Source organism: Thermanaeromonas sp. C210 (assembly GCF_013167955.1).
Taxonomy (GTDB): Bacteria; Bacillota; DSM-521; order Neomoorellales; family Neomoorellaceae; genus UBA12545.
In genome coordinates this window covers 89,160-109,187 of sequence record NZ_BLWF01000004.1, presented here as the reverse complement: position 1 = coordinate 109,187, position 20,028 = coordinate 89,160, and the positions used below count along the sequence as shown (strand labels likewise).

Sequence of the window (20,028 nt, the reverse complement as noted above, 5' to 3'; positions counted from 1 at the left end):
AGGGGAGAAATAGTGGACCGTCTTGAACATATGTTTCTACTCCAGGCCCAACTGGATGAGGAAATAAGGGCCGGCCACCGGCTGCCGGAAATGAGCTTTTCAGAGTGGATTCAGAAGGAAGTGCTGGCCATTATGGTGGAGCTGGGAGAGCTATTGGAAGAAGTCAATTTTAAGTGGTGGAAGGTGCCCCGGCCCCTTAATTCCGAGGCCGTAAAGGATGAGTTGGTGGACATACTCCATTTTTTTATCAGTATGTGCCTGAAGGCCGGGCTTAGCGCCGAAGACCTCTACCAGGCGTATGTGGCCAAGAACGAGGAGAATTTCCGGCGGCAGAGGGGCCTATCCTCCCGGGAAGGTTATGCCCCGGGGAGCGAGGACGGGTAACAATGGATGCTGCGGAGAACATGGCCCAGGAGATAGAAAGATTAAGGCAACAACTGGAGGCCCTTATCGGCCGGGGTGTTCCAATGGATAGTAGGGAAGTGGCGGATTTGAGCCGCAGGCTGGACGATCTGGTAGTCAGATACACGCGGCTGCAGAGGGAAGGAGTAAAAGTAATAGAATAATTCCCGCCCCCATATGTTTTAGCGGGGGTGGAAGTTATGGGGGGCCAGATAACAACCCTCTGCATCCTGCTACTACTCTTTTACTTAGCCTTAAGGGCCAAAGTGCGGCGTTACCGGTTAACGGGGAACGTTGAAGGAGTACCCAGCCCTGCTTCGCGGGCCCTAGCCGAATTGGTGGCGGTGGCCGGTGGTATTTATTTGTCCTTGATTATGCTGGTAAGTTTTCTTAAGTTGAGCCTGCCGGAAACCGTCAGCGTAGGCGGTTGGCAGGTGGATCCCTTAGCCCTGCTAGCCCTCACCGTCGCCCTTCTCCAGCCCCTTCTCTTATCCTGGCGGCCGCGGCGTTAAAGGCAGGAGGTGAGAAGGTGCGGTTGATGGAGTTAAGGGGCAAGGAAATCATTAACATACATGACGGCTCGCGGCTGGGTTTCCTTAAAGAGGGCGACCTCATTATTGACCTGGAGACGGGCCAAATCAATGCCCTGGTATTGCCAGGGGAAAGGGGCCTGGCGGCTTTGTGGGGCCGGAGGCAAGAACTGGTGATACCCTGGTCGGCCGTCCGCAAAGTAGGAGCGGAAATCATTACGGTTGAGTTTCAGTATTGAATTCTTTAGTTTTGAGGTCATTGACAGGCTTCGAAGGTTTGTGCTAGCATAATAACAAATAACGAGCCAAAAAGCCTCATCTCGTGCGGAGCGGGGTAGAGGCGCGGCATAGCATGAGTACCGCCCTGGAGCCTGGGAAGCGAGGAAGGGACGGGAAAGGGCTGGCCGCCGAAGCAGCCGGGTTTCCCGGGCCCTGCTGCTGGGCTGGTGCTGAACAAGTACCAGACTGTCACTACCTAGACGGGGTAGTGGAGCGCTCCTCGCACGGATCACTCAGCGAGATGAGTATTCTTCGTCCATCCGGGGAGGACCGGAGCAAGAATGCTCATGGTTTTCCCCTATTTTTTATAAGAGGTGAAGAAGTTTGGGTGACAAAATAAGGGTAGTAATTACCGGGGCAGCTGGTAAGATGGGGAGGGAGATGGTCAGAGGACTTCTTGCTTCCCCTCGCATAGAAGTGGTGGGCGCCGTCGACGTGGTGAAAACAGGCACTGATATCGGCACCTTAAGCGGCTGTACACCGGCTGGAGTTTCCATAACTTCTGACCTGGCGGCCACCCTGGAGGTGACCCGGCCCCAGGTACTGGTAGATTTTACGGTGGCCGAGGCCGCCCTGCATAATGCCCGCGTGGCTGTGGAACACGGGGTGCGACCGGTGATCGGGACCACGGGAATATCCAGGGAGGATTTAGAGGAGCTACATATCCTCTGCGAAGAAAAAGGGCTGGGCGCAGTAGTGGCACCCAACTTCGCTTTAGGGGCCGTGTTAATGATGCATTTTGCCCAACTGGCCGTCCGCTATTTCCCCCAGGCGGAGATTATCGAAATGCACCATGAAGAAAAACGGGATGCCCCTTCGGGAACCGCCCTCAAGACGGCCGAATTGATGGCCGAAGCCCAGGGGCAGGAAGGGGTAACGGGAAGGAGGTTCCCGGAAAGGTTAAAGGGTGTGCGGGGCGGCACCTATAAGGGCTTCCACGTGCATAGTCTTAGGCTGCCCGGGGCCGTGGCCCACCAGGAAGTTATCTTCGGCGGCTGCGGCCAGCTGCTGACCATCCGGCATGACACCATCAGCCGGGAGGCCTTTCTGCCGGGGTTGCTGCTGGCCATTGAAAAAGTCCTGCATTTAAGGGGGGTGGTCTTCGGCCTCGAAAAGCTCCTGGACCTATAGCAGGCGCGGGTCTAATAGGGCCCCAGATAAGCACCTCCGGTCTTGCTCGCACATATATTGCAAGTAACAAGGTGTCAGCAAGCAGGAGGTCGTTCCGGCATGGGTAAGATGCTGGCGGGGATAAAGATAGCCCTACTGGGCGGCGACGCCCGGGAAATAATCCTCCTGCAGGAACTGGTTCGCCTGGGAGCCGAGGTACGGGTGGCGGGATATCCGCCGTTACCGGAACTTAAGGATTGCCTCCTGTTTAAGGAGGCGAGCAATGCCGTCCGCCAGGCAGATGTCCTCATTCTTCCGGTGCCCGGCGCAGATGAGAGGGGCGTCATCAAGGGGACGCTTACCGGTCATACCTTCCGGCTCGATGAAGGCTGGGTGGACGAGGTAGCACCCGGAACCCTCGTGCTGGTGGGTGTAGCCCGGCCGGTACTGAAGAAGGTGGCCCGGGAAAAGGGTTGGAAGCTGGTAGAGACGGCCGAAAGGGATGAAATGGCTATCCTTAACTCGGTTCCCACGGCCGAGGGGGCCATCATGATGGCTCTCCAGGAGATGCCCGTCACCCTCCACGGCAGCGAGGCCTTCGTCTTGGGATTAGGACGAACGGGTTTAACCTTGGCCCATATGCTGGCCGGAATGGGAGCCAGGGTTACGGTGGTGGACCGGGGAGCAGCCGACCGGGCGCGCGCCCTGGCCCTGGGCTGGAGGGCCATTTCCTTCGAGGAACTTCCCACGGCCATCGGCTGGGCACAGGTGGTGTTCAATACCGTGCCGGCCCCTGTGCTGACGGAAGAAGTTCTGGCTGCCGCCTCACCCCAGTGCCTCATCATCGATCTGGCCAGCGCGCCGGGAGGAACGGATTTTGCTGCGGCCCAGAAACTGGGAAGAAGGGCCGTACTGGCTCCCGGGTTACCCGGCAAGGTAGCCCCTCAAACGGCCGGCGAGATTCTGGCCCGGCTGTATCCCCGCTTCATCTTAGATGGCCTGGAACGACTGTAACCCCTACCCGGAGGTGCGTGGCAATGCGACTGATTGGGAAAAAAGTAGGGTTTGCCGTTACCGGGTCTTACTGCACTCTGGAGAAGGTTGTTCCGGAAATTAAGAAATTGGTAGAGGAAGGGGCCGAAGTCTTCCCTATTCTATCCTGGTCAGTAAAGGAAACAGATACCCGTTACGGGACGGCCGCCTTTTGGCAGGGGGAGCTTGAGCGCCTGGCAGGCCGCCCGGCCATCACGACCATCGTCGAAGCAGAACCCATTGGACCCCAGAAGCTTCTGGACGTGCTGGTGATCGCTCCCTGTACCGGGAATACCCTGGCTAAGCTGGCCAATGGGATCACGGACTCTCCGGTTTTGATGGCTGCTAAAGCAGTACTGCGCAACCAGCGGCCGGTGGTGATAGCCATCTCCACCAACGACGGCCTCAGCGCAAATGCGAAGAATCTGGGCCTGCTCCTAAATGCTAAGAACATTTATTGGGTGCCCTTTGGGCAGGATGATCCCTTTAAGAAGGCTAATTCTCTGATCGCCGATATGAGTTTAATAGTGGATACTGTTGTAGCCGCCCTGGCAGGGAAGCAGCTGCAGCCCCTCTTACTGGCTCCTGCCAAGGGGGTGGCCAAAACATCATAGTTTGGAGGGATAGCCAGAGCATGCGCCAACTCAACGTAGCAGTTGTAGGCACCGGTGCGGTGGGGCAGACTATACTGCAAGTGCTGGCCGAGAGGAACTTTCCGGTTGGAAGATTGAAAGTACTCGCTACCAGCCGGTCGGCGGGGAACACGGTAAGATTTAAAGACCAGGACTATACCGTGGAAGAGACGACGCCGGCTTCCTTTGAGGGAGTCGATTTGGCCCTTTTTGCCGGCGGAGAAGCCAGCAAACTTTTTGCCCGCGAAGCCACAGCCCGCGGGGCAGTAGTCATTGACAACAGCAGCACCTTCCGCCTGGACCCCGAAGTCCCCCTGGTAGTGCCGGAGGTAAACCCCCAGGACGTCCGGTGGCATAAAGGGATTATTGCGAATCCCAATTGCTCCACCATCCAGATGGTGGTGGCTCTCAAGCCCCTCCACGACGCGGCGCGCATCAAACGCGTGGTGGTGGCTACCTACCAGGCGGTTTCCGGGGCCGGCCAGGAGGCCATAGAGGAACTCCGGCAGCAGTCCCGGCAGGTCCTGAAGGGAGAAAAGGAAGTTCGGGGCGCCGTTTTTCCCCATCAGATTGCCTTCAACTGCCTACCCCATATTGATGTATTCCTGGAGAACGGCTATACCAAAGAGGAAATGAAAATGGTCTACGAAACCCAGAAAATCATGGGAGACCCCAGCATTAGGGTCACCGCTACCACAGTGCGAGTACCGGTCTTCAACGGCCACTCGGAAGCAGTTACCGTGGAAACCGAGAGGAAACTGACGGCGGAGGAAGCCAGGGAAATCCTAAGCCGGGCGCCGGGGATAGTAGTGGTAGATGATCCTCAGGCCAAGGCCTATCCCCTGGCCGTCCACGCCTCTGGCAGGGATGAAGTTTTTGTAGGCCGCATTCGCGAAGATATTTCGGTGGAGAGCGGTTTAAGTCTGTGGGTTGTGGCCGACAACCTGCGTAAGGGAGCGGCCACCAACGCTGTGCAGATAGCCGAGGTTCTGCTCCGGGAGGGCCTTCTGTAAAAGCGAGGTGAGATCCCTTGCGGGTCCTCGTACAAAAGTTCGGCGGTTCTTCCGTGGCGAAGGCCGAAGACCGCCAAAGGGTAGTACAGCAAGTCCTCAAGGCGCGGCAGGCAGGCTACAGCGTGGTAGTAGTGGTTTCCGCCATGGGAAGGCGGGGCGCGCCCTATGCCACTGATACGCTGCTGGACTTAATTGCGGGTCAGGAGGTGGGTGAAAGGGAAAAAGACCTGCTTCTTTCTTGCGGCGAGATCATATCTGGTGTAGTGCTGGTAGGGGCCCTTAAGGAGGCGGGCTTACCGGCCGTATGCCTGACCGGGGCCCAGGCGGGTATTATTACCGACGGCCATTTCGGCGATGCCCGCATCATCCGGGTGGAGCCGCAGCGCGTCCGCCGGGAGCTGGAGGCGGGCCGGGTGGTAGTGGTGGCCGGCTTCCAGGGAGTTTCGGCAGAGGGGGAGATTACCACCCTGGGCCGGGGTGGGAGCGATACCACCGCAGCCGCCCTGGGGGTGGCCCTGGAGGCAGAAGCGGTAGAAATCTTTACCGACGTGGATGGCCTCAAGACCGCCGATCCACATATTGTGGAAGATGCCAAGACCCTGCGGACCGTCACCTATAACGAGTTGTGCCAGCTGGCCTACGAAGGGGCCAGGGTGATTCACCCCCGGGCCGTAGAAATTGCCCGGGAGAAAAACATACCCCTGCGCATCCGCTCCACCTTTAACGATGACCCGGGCACCCTGGTGGTGGCCTCCCAGGCGGTTTTCGGGGGCACCCGCATTGGCGGCGACCGGCTGATCACGGGCATTACCAACGTTGGAGGATTAACTCAGCTCCGGGTTAAGCTGACCGGAGAAAAGAAGGCCAGGGATCTGTTTTGCCATCTCGCGTCCGAAGGGATAAGTGTCGATTTTATCAACCTCTTCCCGGATGAAGCTATCTTCACGGTGAGCAACAAGGTGGCCGAGCGGGCGCTGGCTTCGTTAAGGGAACAGGGGTTTGACGTTGAAGTGCGCCCTAATTGTGCCAAGGTGGCTGCCGTCGGCGCCGGCATGCGCGGGGTTCCGGGGGTTATGGCGGCCATCGTTACGGCCTTGGCCCAGGAAGAGGTTGCCATATTACAATCCGCCGACTCTTACACGTCCATCTGGTGCCTCGTAGACGAAGCCCACATGGAGAAAGCTGTGCGGGCCCTTCACCGCCAGTTTAAACTCAGCGCCTAGAAATTGCGGAGGTGATAGTCCTTGGTAAAGTGGGGCCGCATTCTCACAGCCATGGTGACCCCCTTTAAGCAGACCGGGGAGCTGGATCTCGAGGGAGCCAGGAAGTTGGCTTCCCACCTGGTGGAGCATGGCAGCGACGGCCTGGTGGTCGCCGGCACCACGGGGGAATCGCCGACTTTGACCCATGAGGAAAAGATAGCCCTCTTCGCAGCGGTAAAGGAGGCGGTAGGGGACAGGGCGGTAGTCATTGCCGGCACAGGGGGTAATTCTACCTCCGCCAGCATTGAACTTTCCCGGGAGGCCGAGAAAGTGGGCGTGGACGGTCTGATGCTGGTGGTCCCCTACTATAACCGGCCGTCCCAGGAAGGTCTATACCGGCACTTCAAGGCCGTGGCCGAGGCCACTTCCCTGCCTATTATCCTCTACAACATTCCTTCCCGGACCGGGCGCAACATGGAGGCTGACACTACTTTGAAACTGGCGGCCATCGATAATGTTGTGGCCGTAAAGGAGTCCAGCGGGGACCTGGACCAGGTGACGACCATTTTGCGGAATGCCCCGGAAGGCTTTTTGGTCTACAGCGGGGATGACTCCCTGACCCTCCCCCTAATGTCCGTGGGGGGGTACGGCATTGTCAGCGTGGCCGCCCATGTGGTAGGAGAGCGCATGCAGGCCATGGTCCGGGCCTACGTCCAGGGTAATACCGCTGAGGCGGCAGCCATTCACCAGGAGCTTTTCCCCGTCTTCAAGGCCCTGTTCGTTACTACCAACCCCGTCCCCGTCAAGGCGGCCCTCAACATGCTGGGCCTGCCTGCGGGTCCGGTACGCCTGCCTCTGGTAGAGGCGACGGCGGCCGAAAAGGAAAAAATAACTCAGGCCCTCCGGTCTGCGGGGCTTCTTTCCTGAAGGAAGAAAGTGGTAGGTAATGGCGGTGCAGCGGTTGCTGTATGGGCAGAAATAGGCTATAATAATATACAGCTGGTGTTGAGCGGTGTATACAAACCGGGCCGGCAGTAAACGCCCGGTTTTTTATTGGTCAAAATGACAAACGGAGGTGGATTGATGGGCGAAAACGAGCAAAGAGTATCTCTAATTCCCCTGGGCGGCCTCGGGGAGATCGGCAAAAATATGCTGGTTATACGGTACGGCAACAGCATTTTGGTCATCGACTGCGGTTTGATTTTTCCGGAGGATGAAATGTTCGGCGTTGATGTGGTCATACCGGATATCACTTATTTGCTCGAGAACCGGCACATGATAAAGGGCATTATCGTGACCCATGGCCATGAAGACCACATCGGGGCGCTACCCTATGTTCTGCGGGAGATCAATGTTCCAGTATACGGCACTAAGCTGACATTGGCCCTTATCCAGGCTAAACTGAAGGAGTACGGATTAACCAGCGTTCGCCTGCACCAGGTGAAACCCCGGGATACCTTGAAGCTTGGCCCCTTCCGTGTCGAGTTCCTGCGGGTTAGTCACAGCATAGCAGACTCTGTGGGTCTGGCCGTGCATACTCCGGTGGGCACTATAGTCCACACGGGGGATTTCAAGATCGACCACACCCCCATCGACGGGGAGGTCTTTGATTTTTACAAGTTCGCCAAACTGGGGGAGCAGGGCGTCCTGGTGCTCCTTTCGGACAGCACTAACGTGGAACGACCCGGTTTTACCATGTCGGAGCGCACGGTAGGTAATACCATCGACGAGGTTATTCGCCAGGCCAAAGGCCGGGTCTTAGTTACCAGCTTTGCTTCGAATATTCACCGGGTGCAGCAGGTTATTTCCATCGCCCATAAGTACAACCGCAAGGTGGCCATCGTGGGCCGCAGCATGGTAAACGTGGTGAACATCGCCGCTGAGCTGGGATATCTAAATATACCGCCGGGAACGCTGGTGGAACTTGATGAGCTCATTCATCTTCCCAAGAATCGTTCGGTTATCATATCTACCGGCAGCCAGGGAGAGCCCATGTCGGCTCTGTTCCGGATAGCCATGGGAGAGCACCGGCAAGTGGAAATAGTGCCCGGTGATACGGTGATTATTTCCGCCCTCCCTATACCAGGAAACGAAAAGCTGGTGGCCCGCACCGTGGACCACCTCTTTAAGCAGGGAGCGGATGTTTACCACGAAGCGGTGGCCGGGATCCACGTTTCCGGTCACGCCAACCAGGAAGAGTTGAAACTTATGATCAGCCTGGTCAAACCCCGGTTCTTTGTTCCCGTCCACGGCGAGTACCGTATGCTCATTAAACACGCCCGCCTAGCCCAGGAGCTCGGTATTCCGGAGGAAAATATATTCGTGGCCGAGAACGGCCAGGTTCTGGAATTTAGCCGGGACAAGGGCCAGGTGGCCGGCCGGGTTCCCGCCGGCCGAATTCTGGTAGACGGCCTGGGAGTGGGGGATGTCGGCAATATCGTTTTGCGGGACCGTAGGCAGCTGGCCCAGGACGGCATCCTCATTGTGGTCTTGACCCTTAACAAGGATACGGGAACCATCCTGGCCGGTCCCGATATTGTTTCGCGGGGCTTCGTCTATGTGCGGGAGGCCGAGGAACTCCTCGAGGAAGCCAAGGCCAGGGTCCGGCAGGTTTTGGAAAGGTGCGAGGAACGGAAAATCACCGACTGGTCGACCATCAAGGCCAATATAAGGGATATTCTTAGTAAGTTCTTGTATGAAAAGACCCGGCGCCGCCCCATGATCCTGCCCATTATCATGGAAGTTTAATCTACTTCGGCTCTGAGGCCTGAACCCGTCCTGCGCGGGTCCAGGCCTACTTTTTCGGCCCGCCAGTAAAGGCACCTTGCCCCGGTCGTATTTTTGTACCTGCCGGCTCCCATACTAAAAGGGAGGAGTTTAAATTTGTTATCGGAGGTAGGCCAAATGCAAGACCAACCGCTACAGCCCCCCTCTAAAGAAGAGCCCAACGGCCAGAGGAGACAGGTGACGGCTCGCCCGGCCAACAGGAAGCTGGAAAATATTCGCGAGCTGGGGCAGACGACCGTCCCGGAAGTTAAGAGCGAGATTCATTGTCTGCCCATCGTGGGGCAGATAGAGGGCCATCTGGTTCTACCACCCCAGAATAAGGCCACTAAGTACGAGCACGTCCTTCCCCAGCTGGTAGCCGTGGAACAGGACCGGGACATCAAGGGCCTGTTGGTGGTGTTGAATACCGTCGGCGGTGATGTAGAAGCGGGCCTCGCCATAGCCGAAATGCTGGTGAGCATGTCCAAACCCGTTGTATCCCTGGTCCTGGGGGGTGGACACAGCATAGGGGTGCCCATCGCGCCTAAGTAGCGAATATATTCTACTCCGTCCGTTTGCCCAACACCTGAATAACATCCTCAGGTTCCTCTACCAATTGCCGGACAGGATATAAGTTAAAGCCCTGACCTAAACAGTGGGGGCATCTGACGGGCACTGTTACTTTCTTTCCCATGAACTCAATAAAGGAAATAGGTATTGGAGGGACGTTTGTCAGCCGGAGTATCTGATAGGGCGTGAGGTGACGCTTGAGCGCGATTTCTAGCGCCTCCCTGGAGACGTGGAAAATGACATGAGCTGGTGTACTGACCTGATCAAGCCTGACGCCAGTACTCTCCTGAGAAACGAAAAGGGGATAAGGAGTTCTTCGGCGAATATGTTGGTCTGCCTCTCTTCCTCAGCGTCGCAATAAAGGCCGGAGGAATCGACCGGTATGCGATTTCTCGACCGCGGCCACCTGCTCCGGCGTGCCCTCAGCGATCACCTCCCCACCGGCTTCACCGCCCTCGGGACCCAGGTCGATGATCCAGTCGGCGCACTTAATGACGTCTAAGTTGTGCTCGATGACGATGACGGTGTTGGCGGCGTCAACCAGCCCCTGGAGGACCTTGATCAGCTTAGCCGTAATCACACTGGCACCCGATTTCGATGATGCTCTTCCCGAGGACATCCTGAAGGCTTTTGAGCAATGTGGTGATAGCCTACGATATGGACTATAAGAGCAACAAGACGGTAGCCACCGCCAAAAGAATGCTGGCGGCAGAATTGAGCAAAATGGGCATAACGGTGCGGGAGACGGTTTGGGAAGCCAGGTCTAAGGAGGAAAAAGGGATAGACAATGCCCTGGTGGCCAGGTTGGAATTAACAACAATTTTGACCACGTGACCTAAAGTTTGAAAATACTGGTATGCAGTTGTGGCCATAGTGTATAATAGTGGCAGGGGTGATTACTAACGTGGCCGTTGAGGACAAGAGCAGTCAGATAAGCTACCGAGTCATTCGCCACTACCCAGACGATGAGGAACAACGCTTGTTAGAACGCTGTCGTGATCTTATTCGCGAAGTTGTTCCAGGTGCGACAGTAATATTATATGGCTCCAGGGCTCGTGGTGATGCCGAAGCCGATTCGGACTATGATGTACTAATCCTTACGAAAGGACCTGTTAATTGGCACCTGGAAGATGCGATTCGCGAGAAACTTTATCCGCTGGAGTTAGAGACAGGAGCAGCTTTGTCTATAGCGGTTTTTAGCGAACAGGAGTGGAATTCCCCTCTATACCAGGCTATGCCTTTCACCCAGAACGTAAAACGTGAGGGGATAGTTCTGTGAAAGAAGAAATTGAACGGTTAGTCCTATACAGGATGGAACGCGCTAAAGAAGCTATAACTGAGGCGGAATTGCTTTTTTCAGAAGGCCATATATGTACTTCCGTTAACCGGTTATATTATGCTTGTTTCTACGCTGTTTCTGCCATTCTCCTTGCCCAGGGTTACTGGTCAGCCAAACATTCAGGTATCCGTTCGCTTTTCCATCAGAAGATCGTAAAAGCTGGTTTGGTTAACCCTTCGGCCGGAACATTATATAACAGACTGTTCGATGCCCGCCAGAAAGCTGATTATGCCGACCTGGTCAAATTTGAAGCCGATATTGTTGCTACCTGGTTTGATGAAGTAAAATCTTTTGTCGATCAGATTGAAACTCTTGTGGTTAAAGAGATTCGGAGTCCTGATTGATCTATCCAGCGGTAGAAAGTAAATTGATTGCAGCAAAGCACCCGGTAGGGAACCCTGCCGGGCGTTTTATTTCGCCACCAGGCGCTGGCTTCGGCCAGGGCCTGGCGGCCATATATACGGGACCAGGATTACAAAGGAAGGCCTGCCAGCGCAGGCTTTCCTGATTCCAGGGACCAGGTAAACCCGAGTTCGACAGTTACTAGGTGAATAATAAGCGCAACAGCTTGTTGCGCAAGGGTTTCAGGGATCGGCTTTTTGAGCTCGTGTTACTAGGGACTGCTTTTGGCCTTTTATTTCAACCGCGATTATTTGCGGCGGCTCCTTTATCCCGAGGGCCTTAAAGATATGCTGCTGTGGTGGGGTTGTTTCCGTCCTTTGAAGGACCCTGCCCTCAGGACCAACAAATTCGCCCAGGTGCATGCGTTCTAGGGTCTGGCGGATGTTCCGCCAGCTATCCTGCACTTTCGTTTCAGCTACCCGGATTAGGAGCAGCCCTAGCCAGCACAGGAGGACGTGGGCATGGATGCGGTCGCTCAGACGATGATAAATAGGCCGCAGCTCTAGCGACTGCTTCATGGTGCGGAAGGCGTCTTCTACTTCGAGAAGCTGCTTATATCCCAGGGCTACGTCTTCAGCACTTAAGGTATCGTCAGAGGTTCTTAACAGGTATTTGCCGTCCAGCTTTTCTTCGGCTTTTACCTTGGCCATATCGACATACGGTTGACCCTTCTTGTCGGTCTTGAGATAGCGGCCATAGGTGGGGTGGGCGATGAGTTGACAACAGGCTTTGGTATGGGGTTCGCCTTTAAGGTCCCCGATAGCCCTTAGTTCTTCTTTGAGGCGGGCCAGGATTTCCTCACGCTCCAGTCTGTCTTTTTCTGCTTCTTTAGGGTTGCGTACCAGGATATACCGTACCCTTTTTTCACCGTCGCCGACAATAACTTCTTTAACTTCAAGGTTATCTCTGACGGTTTTGTAACGGCCCGGCCGGGCCAGGGCCTCTGCCACTGTATCTTTGCCGCCGCGCATCTTTTCACCGGCAATATAATGGCCGCCGGCGCGCTGGAGGTAACGGAGATTATCTTCCGAAGCAAAACCGCGGTCAACAACGGTGATGACCCGGCCCAGTTGCCAGCCCACCAGGTCCTTTTTGACTTGCTCGATTACCGCCATGTCGGCGGTATTGCCCGGCCAGACCCAGCAGCGTACCGGTAGGCCTCCCCTCGTGACAGCCAGACCTATTACAGCTTGCGGTAAATCCGGCCGGTGGTCCTTAAAGTTGCCTTTACGGCGTAAGTGCTGCTTGTTATCTTCAGGATTATCCTCTTCCTCTACTTCAAAGTAGGTTGAGGTGGTATCGAAGTATAAGAGATCGACTTCCAGGTTAAAGAGGTGGGCCACGGAGAAGAAGATATCCTTTTGCAGTTCTTCAGCAGCTTCCAGTAAGAAGTCCATGGCCCGGTAAAGGTTTTGCACCGGCACCTCCGCAAGGCCGGGAATGAAAACATCGTGGCTGACCCAATCCTCGGTCTTAAGTTTACTGGCTGGGTTCAAAGCCCGGTTGGCTACCATAGCGAAAATGGCCCGTTCGACCGGCGCCTGGAACTTACGTTTGGCCAGCAATCCGGCCAAAACCCGGTTGATACCCAGCCGGTTCCAGAGCTCGTTTAACACCCAGACGCCACCCATAGGCCGGCTGGAGATGAATTTCAGGGGAGTGCCGCCATTTAACTCTGCCTGGGTGCATAAAGCCTCTTCCGGTCCCAAAAAACGCGTAATACTCTTTACCAGGCGGACCAGGGCTTCCCGGTCTACCTCCTCTTCACGGCCGAAGTTGTAGAGTACTTTAGCTTTCGGGTAGCCGGCTTTAGGGTCCCAGACGTTGTGGGCCAGCTGAATATAACGGACAACAGAGCCGTCCTTGTTCTTGCGGGAAACAGTTCGTATGTACATGTCTATATTATAGCCCATGTACTACCTTATCATCAAGGGATAAACTCTCAATCGTGTGCCTATACAGTTTTTCATTTTTGGACTTCCCCGAAACCGAAAACCCTTGATTTATAAGGCTTCTTCACCTAAAAAGCACCCATTTTTGCCTAGCAACTGTCGAACTCGGGTAAGACGATATAATACAAATGGGTAACTTGGTGGGAAGCCAGGGAGATTACACGGGAGGTGACACAGGTGCAGGCCCTTTTTTAGGAGCCTTTTTGCACCGCAAGCTTCATGGACATATCCAGCATCATCGGTTTGTCCCTAGCTGTACTTGCCCTTCTGGTTGCCATACTGATGGAAGGCATAAGCCTTAGTGGAATGCTAAATCTGCCAGCCTTAGTAATAATCTTAGGTGGTACCATCGGGGCTACCATGTTCTCTTTCCCTATGCGGGAGATCCAGCGTGTTCCAGCCCTTTTGATTAAGGCCTTCACTCGGGATGAAATCAACATAGATGAGTTAATCGATAATCTAGTACGTTTAGCAGAAATAGCCAGACGCGAAGGGCTCATAGCTTTAGAATCCCACGCTAATCAAGAAGAAAATTCCTTCTTAAGGAACGGCTTGGGATTCGCCGTAGATGGAATAGATCCTGAAGAGATACGCCGCGTTATGGAAAATGAAATAATTCAACGCCAGCGCCAAGCTAAACAGGCAGCCGCTATCTTTGAGACAGCCGGTGGTTATGCGCCCACTATGGGTATTATAGGTACTGTAGTGGGCCTAGTACACGTGCTAAGCAATATAAGCGATGTGAATCAACTCGCCGGGTCCATCGCTGTAGCCTTCCTGGCCACCTTCTATGGAATCGCCAGCGCTAATATTTTGTGGCTACCCATTGCCGGTAAGCTCAAAGCCAAAGCAGCAGAGGAAATGGTAGCTAATCAGATAATACTTGATGGTGTATTAGGTATTGTGCAGGGCAAAAACCCGCGCCTTATCCGGCGGGAATTGGAAATACTTAAACTCTAGGAAAAGCCGTCCCCCGAACGGCGCCGGGAAGAATAGAGGGGGGAGGGGTGTTAGTTGCGTTCTTGGGATAAAATGGATCCGGATGAGGGCCATGGTGGAGGCCACGAAACAGCCGGTATCATGCGCTGGCTTTTGACTTACGCCGATCTGATTACCCTCCTCATGGCTTTCTTCATCGTAATGTATGCCATTTCTAAGGTAGATACAGTGCGTTATCAGCAACTTGTCCAGGCCCTAGCCCAAATTTTTGCCGGGGGTTCGGCAATGATTCTGCCTGAACTAGGCGGTGGTTCCTCCGTAGTCCCGCTCGAGGAACCCGGCGACCCCCTCGCTACTCTAGCCGCAGGGATAAGCGAATACATCGCTGAGCAGGGACTTAAAAACGAAGTTTACATTACCATAACTGAGCAGGGAGTTATAATAAGCTTTACTGGGTCCGTCCTCTTCGATAAGGGAGAGGCCAAGCTACGACCAGAAGCCCTGCCTATTTTAGATAAAATCGCAGCCCTTTTAAAAACGGTACCCAACTACGTTGGTGTCGTAGGTTCTACTGACGATCTACCTATTAATACCATTCAGTTCCTCAGTAACTGGGAGCTTTCGGTTATCAGGGCTACGACTGTAATACGCTACTTTACGGAAAATGCAGGCCTAAATCCCACCCGCTTTGTAGCCTTAGGTTATGGAGAATATCACGCGCTCTTTCCCAATACTAGCGAGGAAAACCGTAAAAAGAACAGGCGCGTGGATGTTATTATCTATAAGCATAATCCTTTCCTAACCGGTAACGCAAACCAAAATCCTACTTCTAATTCTAAGTCTCCTTCACCCTAGGAAGGGCTGGCTAAAAGATGTCCAAACTCGAACCCCTATATGATAAGCGCTATCAATGCCTCTTCTGCCAGCAGAAATTTACCAATAAGAAGGTGCGCTTAATTTCTATACGCCAGGTAGGGCGCGACAGCGATTTTTGTGGCTATTTCGAGGGGGAAAACCCTTACTTTTATGATGTGGCTGTGTGTCCCCATTGCGGATATGCTTTTACGGCGAACTTCGGGCCGGTGAAAAAGGACCGGCGGGAACTTATTACAGAGCAATATATAAAAAAGATCAAGTACAAAGATTATACTGGCCGGCGAGATTTACCCACGGCTATTAAAGTATATAAGCTGGCTTACCTAACCGGCACTCTAAATCAAGAAAAAAGTTCCCTCCTCGCCAGCCTCTGCCTGAGGCTAGGCTGGTTCTACCGCTATAGCCACGAACCTAAGGAAGAGCACCGTTATCTCCGCCGGGCCAGCGAACTTTATCAAGAAGCCTACGCCCAGGAAGATACCAAGACGACCGAGGAAGCCCACCTGTGGCTCTACCTCATAGGTGAAATAGAGGGGAGGCTGGGAAATTATGTTGTAGCCCGCCAGTGGCTTAGCCGCCTCCTGCACGTACCTAGCTTGGAGCCTTATCTGCGCAACTTGCTCATGGAGATATGGGAGTATTATAAGGAGAAGATCGCCGAAGACAAGTCGGAAAATCAATAAGGGGCGTGTCCGCCCCCTTTTATTCACCTCAGTTCCCGGCAGGACGCTATCTGTTCCCGCTTGGCCCCTCGGGCGAAGGATTTCTCATGATATCGGTTGAGGAGAAATCGCACATCCACAGGTGAAAGCTTCTTCTCCGGCCGGATGAGGGCAGCAGCCACGATAAGTCCAGTTAAGGGATCGCTAGCGTACAATGCGCGGCTTAAGCGAGCCTTCCGGTGAAGATCATGGGCTTCATTATGGGCTTTTACAGCATAGACGATCTCTGGGTCCAGCCCTTCTCGCTCCGAAATCCCCCCGCCCACCAGGCTATGGCGCTGGGGATTATCCTTAGTTTCCTCTTAAATCTATATCATGGGTGAGCCCGGCCAGTCCCCATTTATCCTCATCTTCGCCAAAATGCCTGGCCAGGGCCCGCATAATAGCCTCCACAGCCAAGGAATGCTTAATGAGGTTGGGTGTCTTTAAATATTGATTTTAAATATTGATGTAGAAGCTTTAGAGCATCCTCGCTTTGCACAACAGCACACTCCTAAGTCTCTTTCCAAGTCATTACACGAAAAGCCTAGCTAACACTAAGGTTATAGGACTGATGAGCTTAACAAGAACCTGTAAGGAAGGCCCTGCCGATCCTTACGGGTCTCCCCCTGTATCATCTACCACCCCGGCCTTATGGGCCTCGGAACCTTTACCTCCATAATTGCCTAATTCAATGAATTTCTTGGCGTTATCCCACGCACCGCCCCCGTTGTTAAGGAAGTATCATAAGGAAGGCCGCCGCGGCTTCCGCCTTCAGAATCAAGCCTACAAGCATGGGAGTTACCACTACTACCATACCTGACAATACCATTTCCTTTAAGGCCCCACGGGTCACTATGTCTGCGCAGTTCCCATACTGGGCCTGGCTTTGCCTTCCATAAGACCAGGATACTTATGGGTTATTCCTTGGCCTTTGGCCCAGACGTAGGTAACATTATAGGAAATCTTAGTTGGATATGGTTTCGCCAGGTAGGACTAACTCCTAATCCCGACTACGCGTCTGGCATTCCCCATCAAGTATTTGCTGCCTTTCAGTTAATGTTTGCCATAATTACACCAGCTTTAATATCTAGAGCTATTGTTGAAAGAATGCGCTTTCCCGCTTATCTCTTGTTCGTTCTGCTTTGGGCAACTTTTGTTTATGATCCTTTAGCCCATTGGGTATGGGCCGTAAATGGGTGGTTGCGCAATCTAGGGGGCTCTGGACTTTGCAGGAGGCACGGTGGTGCATATCAGCGCTGGTGTGGCCGGTCTAGTGGGCGCTCTGGTTTTAGGTCCCAGAATGGACTATGGCAAGCTTCCCATGCCTCCCCATAATTTACCTATGACAGTTATGGGAACGGCCCTTTTATGGTTTGGGTGGTTTGGCTTCAATGCCGGTAGTGCTTTGGGAGCGTCTGAACTAGCGGTCAGTGCCTTCATTACTACCAATACGGCAGCAGGAGCGGCTGTCCTGGGTTGAATATTTACCGAGTGGATGCTTCATGGAAAACCGACCGTATTGGGAGCAGCAAGTGGTGCTGTTGGAGGGTTGGTAGCCATTACCCCTGCCGCGGGTTACGTAACACCCTTGGCCTCTATAATTATCGGCCTAATAGCCGGAATACTGTGTTGCCTTGCCGTGAGCATTCTAAAGAGAAGAATCGGTTATGATGATGCCCTCGACGTCTTTGGTTGTCATGGTATAGGAGGTACGTGGGGGTCCCTGGCCACCGGTCTGTTTGCCTCGCAAGCTGTAAATCCGGCAGGTAACAACGGGCTGTTTTATGGTAATCCCTCCCCCTATTATTAACGCAGTTAATAGCGGTTCTTGCGGCTTGGGTCTTTGTCGCTGCAGCTACTTTTGTAATCCTTAAAGTAGTGGGGTTGCTTACGCCTTTAAGGGCCAGCACTGAAGAGGAAGAAGTAGGTTTGGATCTCTCACAGCACGGAGAGGACGCCTATCCAGATATGTCCACAGCAGCGTTGCGGTTTGTCAACGGAAACGAAGGCCGCGTGGCAGCAGGGGGTAGGTAAGGGCATATCTTAAAACTTTAAAAAAGAAAAGGAGAGTTTATGTGGAAGATTGAGGCTGTAATTCGTCCTGAAAGGCTGGAAAAAGTTAAAAAGGCTCTTGGACGGTTTGGAATCGGGGGATGACTGTAACCCATGTTATTGGCTGCGGGCTGCAGAAAGGTAAAACAGAAGTTTATCGAGGCAGCGTTTATACTATAGACCTCCTCCCTAAGGTTAAACTTTAGATAGTATTACCGGAACAGTACGTGGAAGAAGCCTTGAACATTTTAATAGAAAATGCTAAGACAGGACACATAGGTGATGGGAAAATATTTGTTTATCGCGTCGAAGATGCCATCCGAATCCGCACCGGTGAACGAACAAGCCATTTAGATAATAACTTGGCCCATTTGGGGCCAAAGAAATCGGTGCCATTAAGGTAATGACCCGCCTTTAAGAAGTCAATCTCTACTTTGCGTCCTAACGCCTCCCCCCTTTAAACTTGCGACATGGGGGGAGGCGTACCCTCCTTTCCTTAAATGAATACCCACTAACATTATGATCTCTTTCATCTCATTTGCAGCAGGTAGCAACATATGTGACCGGCCACGGTTGCGAGAAAGCCTGTTCTTCCTAACCCCTGATACGGCCAGTTATGGCGGCTGGTTAGTAACGGTATTTTTGTACGCTAATATAAAAAGCCAGGGGTTAGGTTTGTTGCGTTAGATAAAGGGAAGGGAAGCGCCAACGTGGAATCTACAAAAATGTGAATGCTAGGATATTCCTAAAACAGAGGCCGGCCAAACCAGCGCTCTGGTGTGGATGGGCCTATCTTATCTACGGTTTTCCCACCTTCCGCTCTCCATTTAACCGGCCAATCCGCCTGGGGGCGGACGGCCTTGACCGCAGCCGGTAGCAGGGGTGGCGAGAGTGATCATTGATATCTGCCCGGAAACTCTCCCCCGGATTAGAAATCCGGTCCTAGCCAAGTATGCCGGAACATACCTTCAGATATATGAAGATTTTTTGCACCAAGTCCGACGGACCGGTATAGAAATAGCCGAGGACAACTGGCAAGAAGAAACCAAGAATCGGATAGAGAACCTGCGCCGTAAGGGTGTAGTAGTTCGGAACGATGCTAAGAGCCTGTATATAAACCGCATCTCACCTGCTTGCCTGGCCTGCCGGAAGGGTGTGGGAAGCCTCACCTTATTCCTTTCCCTGCAGTGTCACCGCCGCTGTTTCTTCTGCTTTAATCCCAACCAGGAGAACTACGACTATTACAGCCAAAATAAAAGGGACTGTCTCCGGGAACTAGATTACTTACAAAGGGCCGGGCAGGAAATAACCCACCTGGCGTTAACGGGAGGAGAGCCCCTTCTCCACCCGGCAGAAATGCTGGCCTTTTTCCGCGCTGCCAAAGAAAAATTTCCCGGTGTTTATACCCGCCTATATACGGCTGGAGACCTGGCCGACCGCCACATGCTGGCAGCCCTGCAAGGGGCCGGCCTGGATGAAATTCGTTTTAGCATAAGGCTCCACGACCCAGAGGGGGTGCGGCAGCGCACCTTCAAGCATATAGCCCTGGCGCGGGATTATATCCCTCGGGTAATGGTGGAAATGCCGGTTCTGCCCGGAACCGTACCCGAGATGCAAGGGATATTATTGGAGCTGGAACGACTAAACATTTTTGGGATTAACCTTCTGGAATTCTGCTACCCATTTAACAATGCCGACGTTTACAGGGAAAAGGGGTACAAGATTAAGAATCCTCCTTACCGGGTGCTTTACAACTACTGGTACGGCGGAGGACTCCCGGTGGCCGGGAGCGAGCTGGACTGTTTGGAACTGATGGATTTTGCCCTCGAACAGGGGCTAAAAATCGGTATCCACTATTGCTCTTTAGAAAATAAAAATACCAGCCAGATCTACCGGCAAAACTACGGCCACGGGGCAGCGCCCTTTCTCCATTTTTCTCCCCGTGATTACTTTATTAAGTCGGCCAAAGTGTTCGGCGGCGACATCCCGCGGGTCCTGAGGGTATTCAAGAAGAGGAACTATCGCTGGTATAACCTCAACAAGACATTCCAATTTCTGGAGTTTCATGTAAACCAGGTTAAAGAGCTAAAAGGCCTGGAAGTGGAAGTAGGCATATCCACTAGCGTCATGGAGGAGCGCGAGGATGGCAGCTACTTACGCGAATTAAAGATCCAGTTGACCTGGCCGGAGATATTTGATCCGGCAGCCGATGTTTAGCCCGGTTTCGG

At 53.6% G+C, this 20,028-nt stretch carries 19 protein-coding genes, 6 pseudogenes and 1 riboswitch; of the genes and pseudogenes, 21 read left to right on the top strand and 4 right to left on the bottom strand.

The window, feature by feature from the left end; all coding sequences use genetic code 11:
• The first annotated feature begins 12 nt into the window (after positions 1 to 12).
• From TAMC210_RS10835 to TAMC210_RS10780, 12 genes and pseudogenes are all read left to right on the top strand, one after another.
• A complete protein-coding gene (locus TAMC210_RS10835; RefSeq protein ID WP_173298825.1) occupies positions 13 to 384 on the top strand; it encodes a dUTPase in 372 nt (123 codons plus the stop codon).
• Positions 385 to 386: 2 nt separating this feature from the next.
• Positions 387 to 566, top strand: a complete 180-nt coding sequence (locus TAMC210_RS10830) for an aspartyl-phosphate phosphatase Spo0E family protein (RefSeq protein WP_173298824.1) — start codon at positions 387 to 389, stop codon at positions 564 to 566.
• Positions 567 to 602: 36 nt separating this feature from the next.
• Positions 603 to 914 (top strand): hypothetical protein, encoded by a 312-nt coding sequence (locus TAMC210_RS10825; RefSeq protein ID WP_173298823.1) that lies wholly within the window; start codon positions 603 to 605, stop codon positions 912 to 914.
• A 26-nt stretch (positions 915 to 940) separates the two neighbouring features.
• Positions 941 to 1,171 (top strand): YlmC/YmxH family sporulation protein, encoded by a 231-nt coding sequence (locus tag TAMC210_RS10820; protein ID WP_254388675.1) that lies wholly within the window; start codon positions 941 to 943, stop codon positions 1,169 to 1,171.
• A gap of 88 nt (positions 1,172 to 1,259) precedes the next feature.
• A riboswitch (Lysine riboswitch) is annotated at positions 1,260 to 1,438 on the top strand.
• 97 nt (positions 1,439 to 1,535) lie between these two features.
• Entirely contained in the window at positions 1,536 to 2,342 is an 807-nt protein-coding gene (gene dapB, locus TAMC210_RS10815) for a 4-hydroxy-tetrahydrodipicolinate reductase (protein WP_173298821.1), read from the top strand.
• Positions 2,343 to 2,441: 99 nt separating this feature from the next.
• Complete coding sequence (gene dpsA, locus TAMC210_RS10810; protein WP_173298820.1) at positions 2,442 to 3,335, top strand: dipicolinate synthase subunit DpsA; 894 nt, start codon at positions 2,442 to 2,444, stop codon at positions 3,333 to 3,335.
• Between the two features lie 23 nt (positions 3,336 to 3,358).
• Positions 3,359 to 3,967: a dipicolinate synthase subunit B gene (locus TAMC210_RS10805; RefSeq protein ID WP_173298819.1), complete on the top strand. Its 609-nt coding sequence runs from the start codon at positions 3,359 to 3,361 to the stop codon at positions 3,965 to 3,967.
• A gap of 20 nt (positions 3,968 to 3,987) precedes the next feature.
• Positions 3,988 to 4,998: an aspartate-semialdehyde dehydrogenase gene (locus tag TAMC210_RS10800; protein ID WP_173298818.1), complete on the top strand. Its 1,011-nt coding sequence runs from the start codon at positions 3,988 to 3,990 to the stop codon at positions 4,996 to 4,998.
• 17 nt (positions 4,999 to 5,015) lie between these two features.
• The gene (gene dapG / locus TAMC210_RS10795; protein WP_173298817.1) at positions 5,016 to 6,221 is read left to right on the top strand and encodes an aspartate kinase; all 1,206 of its coding nucleotides are present in this window, start codon (positions 5,016 to 5,018) and stop codon (positions 6,219 to 6,221) included.
• Positions 6,222 to 6,242: 21 nt separating this feature from the next.
• A complete protein-coding gene (gene dapA / locus TAMC210_RS10790) occupies positions 6,243 to 7,127 on the top strand; it encodes a 4-hydroxy-tetrahydrodipicolinate synthase (protein WP_173298816.1) in 885 nt (294 codons plus the stop codon).
• 156 nt (positions 7,128 to 7,283) lie between these two features.
• On the top strand, positions 7,284 to 8,948 hold the full coding sequence (locus tag TAMC210_RS10785) for a ribonuclease J (RefSeq protein ID WP_173298815.1): 1,665 nt from the start codon (positions 7,284 to 7,286) through the stop codon (positions 8,946 to 8,948).
• Between the two features lie 156 nt (positions 8,949 to 9,104).
• Positions 9,105 to 9,509 (top strand): annotated as a pseudogene (locus TAMC210_RS10780) (ClpP family protease); the annotation flags it as partial.
• A 373-nt stretch (positions 9,510 to 9,882) separates the two neighbouring features.
• On the opposite strand, the pseudogene TAMC210_RS10775 reads toward TAMC210_RS10780, so the two are convergent.
• Positions 9,883 to 10,104: pseudogene (locus tag TAMC210_RS10775) on the bottom strand (hypothetical protein); the annotation flags it as partial.
• Between the two features lie 71 nt (positions 10,105 to 10,175).
• Between TAMC210_RS10775 and TAMC210_RS10770 the strand changes: the two are divergent.
• From TAMC210_RS10770 to TAMC210_RS10760, 3 genes are all read left to right on the top strand, one after another.
• Positions 10,176 to 10,370, top strand: a complete 195-nt coding sequence (locus TAMC210_RS10770; RefSeq protein WP_254388674.1) for a DUF3854 domain-containing protein — start codon at positions 10,176 to 10,178, stop codon at positions 10,368 to 10,370.
• 70 nt (positions 10,371 to 10,440) lie between these two features.
• A complete protein-coding gene (locus TAMC210_RS10765) occupies positions 10,441 to 10,815 on the top strand; it encodes a nucleotidyltransferase domain-containing protein (RefSeq protein WP_173298813.1) in 375 nt (124 codons plus the stop codon).
• The gene (locus TAMC210_RS10760) at positions 10,812 to 11,219 is read left to right on the top strand and encodes a HEPN domain-containing protein (protein WP_173298812.1); all 408 of its coding nucleotides are present in this window, start codon (positions 10,812 to 10,814) and stop codon (positions 11,217 to 11,219) included. The genes TAMC210_RS10765 and TAMC210_RS10760 overlap by 4 nt, the downstream gene beginning before the upstream one ends.
• Positions 11,220 to 11,459: 240 nt before the next feature.
• Here the strand turns inward: TAMC210_RS10760 and TAMC210_RS10755 are convergent, their stop codons facing one another.
• Complete coding sequence (locus tag TAMC210_RS10755; RefSeq protein WP_173297513.1) at positions 11,460 to 13,172, bottom strand: IS1634 family transposase; 1,713 nt, start codon at positions 13,170 to 13,172, stop codon at positions 11,460 to 11,462.
• A gap of 276 nt (positions 13,173 to 13,448) precedes the next feature.
• Between TAMC210_RS10755 and TAMC210_RS10750 the strand changes: the two genes are divergently transcribed.
• Genes TAMC210_RS10750 through TAMC210_RS10740 form a run of 3 tightly spaced genes read left to right on the top strand, consistent with a single transcriptional unit; the run spans position 13,449 to position 15,727 of the window.
• On the top strand, positions 13,449 to 14,189 hold the full coding sequence (locus TAMC210_RS10750) for a flagellar motor protein (protein WP_173298811.1): 741 nt from the start codon (positions 13,449 to 13,451) through the stop codon (positions 14,187 to 14,189).
• A 54-nt stretch (positions 14,190 to 14,243) separates the two neighbouring features.
• Positions 14,244 to 15,023, top strand: coding sequence for an OmpA/MotB family protein (locus TAMC210_RS10745; RefSeq protein WP_173298810.1), 780 nt, complete (start codon positions 14,244 to 14,246; stop codon positions 15,021 to 15,023).
• A gap of 17 nt (positions 15,024 to 15,040) precedes the next feature.
• Positions 15,041 to 15,727: a DUF2225 domain-containing protein gene (locus tag TAMC210_RS10740; RefSeq protein ID WP_173298809.1), complete on the top strand. Its 687-nt coding sequence runs from the start codon at positions 15,041 to 15,043 to the stop codon at positions 15,725 to 15,727.
• Positions 15,728 to 15,756: 29 nt separating this feature from the next.
• Here the strand turns inward: TAMC210_RS10740 and TAMC210_RS10735 are convergent.
• Both TAMC210_RS10735 and TAMC210_RS13980 read right to left on the bottom strand, forming a co-directional pair.
• Positions 15,757 to 16,147 (bottom strand): annotated as a pseudogene (locus TAMC210_RS10735) (HD domain-containing protein); the annotation flags it as partial.
• A gap of 132 nt (positions 16,148 to 16,279) precedes the next feature.
• A pseudogene (locus TAMC210_RS13980) lies at positions 16,280 to 16,654 on the bottom strand (sodium/proton-translocating pyrophosphatase); the annotation flags it as partial.
• Here TAMC210_RS13980 and TAMC210_RS13975 point away from each other — a divergent pair.
• The 3 genes and pseudogenes from TAMC210_RS13975 to TAMC210_RS10715 all read left to right on the top strand — a co-directional run.
• Positions 16,655 to 17,782, top strand: a pseudogene (locus TAMC210_RS13975) (ammonium transporter); the annotation flags it as partial. It abuts the pseudogene before it with no gap.
• A 39-nt stretch (positions 17,783 to 17,821) separates the two neighbouring features.
• Positions 17,822 to 18,204, top strand: a pseudogene (locus TAMC210_RS10720) (P-II family nitrogen regulator).
• 487 nt (positions 18,205 to 18,691) lie between these two features.
• Positions 18,692 to 20,017: a radical SAM protein gene (locus tag TAMC210_RS10715; protein WP_173298808.1), complete on the top strand. Its 1,326-nt coding sequence runs from the start codon at positions 18,692 to 18,694 to the stop codon at positions 20,015 to 20,017.
• Positions 20,018 to 20,028 lie beyond the last annotated feature (11 nt).

Bases quoted from the DNA above. Each gene is read 5' to 3' on its own strand.
- TAMC210_RS10750 (WP_173298811.1), top strand. From the start codon at position 13,449: ATGGACATATCCAGCATCATCGGTTTGTCCCTAGCTGTACTTGCCCTT.
- TAMC210_RS10800 (WP_173298818.1), top strand. From the start codon at position 3,988: ATGCGCCAACTCAACGTAGCAGTTGTAGGCACCGGTGCGGTGGGGCAG.
- TAMC210_RS10830 (WP_173298824.1), top strand. From the start codon at position 387: ATGGATGCTGCGGAGAACATGGCCCAGGAGATAGAAAGATTAAGGCAA.
- TAMC210_RS10755 (WP_173297513.1), bottom strand. From the start codon at position 13,172: ATGTACATACGAACTGTTTCCCGCAAGAACAAGGACGGCTCTGTTGTC.
- TAMC210_RS10805 (WP_173298819.1), top strand. From the start codon at position 3,359: ATGCGACTGATTGGGAAAAAAGTAGGGTTTGCCGTTACCGGGTCTTAC.
- TAMC210_RS10825 (WP_173298823.1), top strand. From the start codon at position 603: ATGGGGGGCCAGATAACAACCCTCTGCATCCTGCTACTACTCTTTTAC.
- TAMC210_RS10785 (WP_173298815.1), top strand. From the start codon at position 7,284: ATGGGCGAAAACGAGCAAAGAGTATCTCTAATTCCCCTGGGCGGCCTC.
- TAMC210_RS10740 (WP_173298809.1), top strand. From the start codon at position 15,041: ATGTCCAAACTCGAACCCCTATATGATAAGCGCTATCAATGCCTCTTC.
- TAMC210_RS10820 (WP_254388675.1), top strand. From the start codon at position 941: ATGGAGTTAAGGGGCAAGGAAATCATTAACATACATGACGGCTCGCGG.
- dpsA (WP_173298820.1), top strand. From the start codon at position 2,442: ATGGGTAAGATGCTGGCGGGGATAAAGATAGCCCTACTGGGCGGCGAC.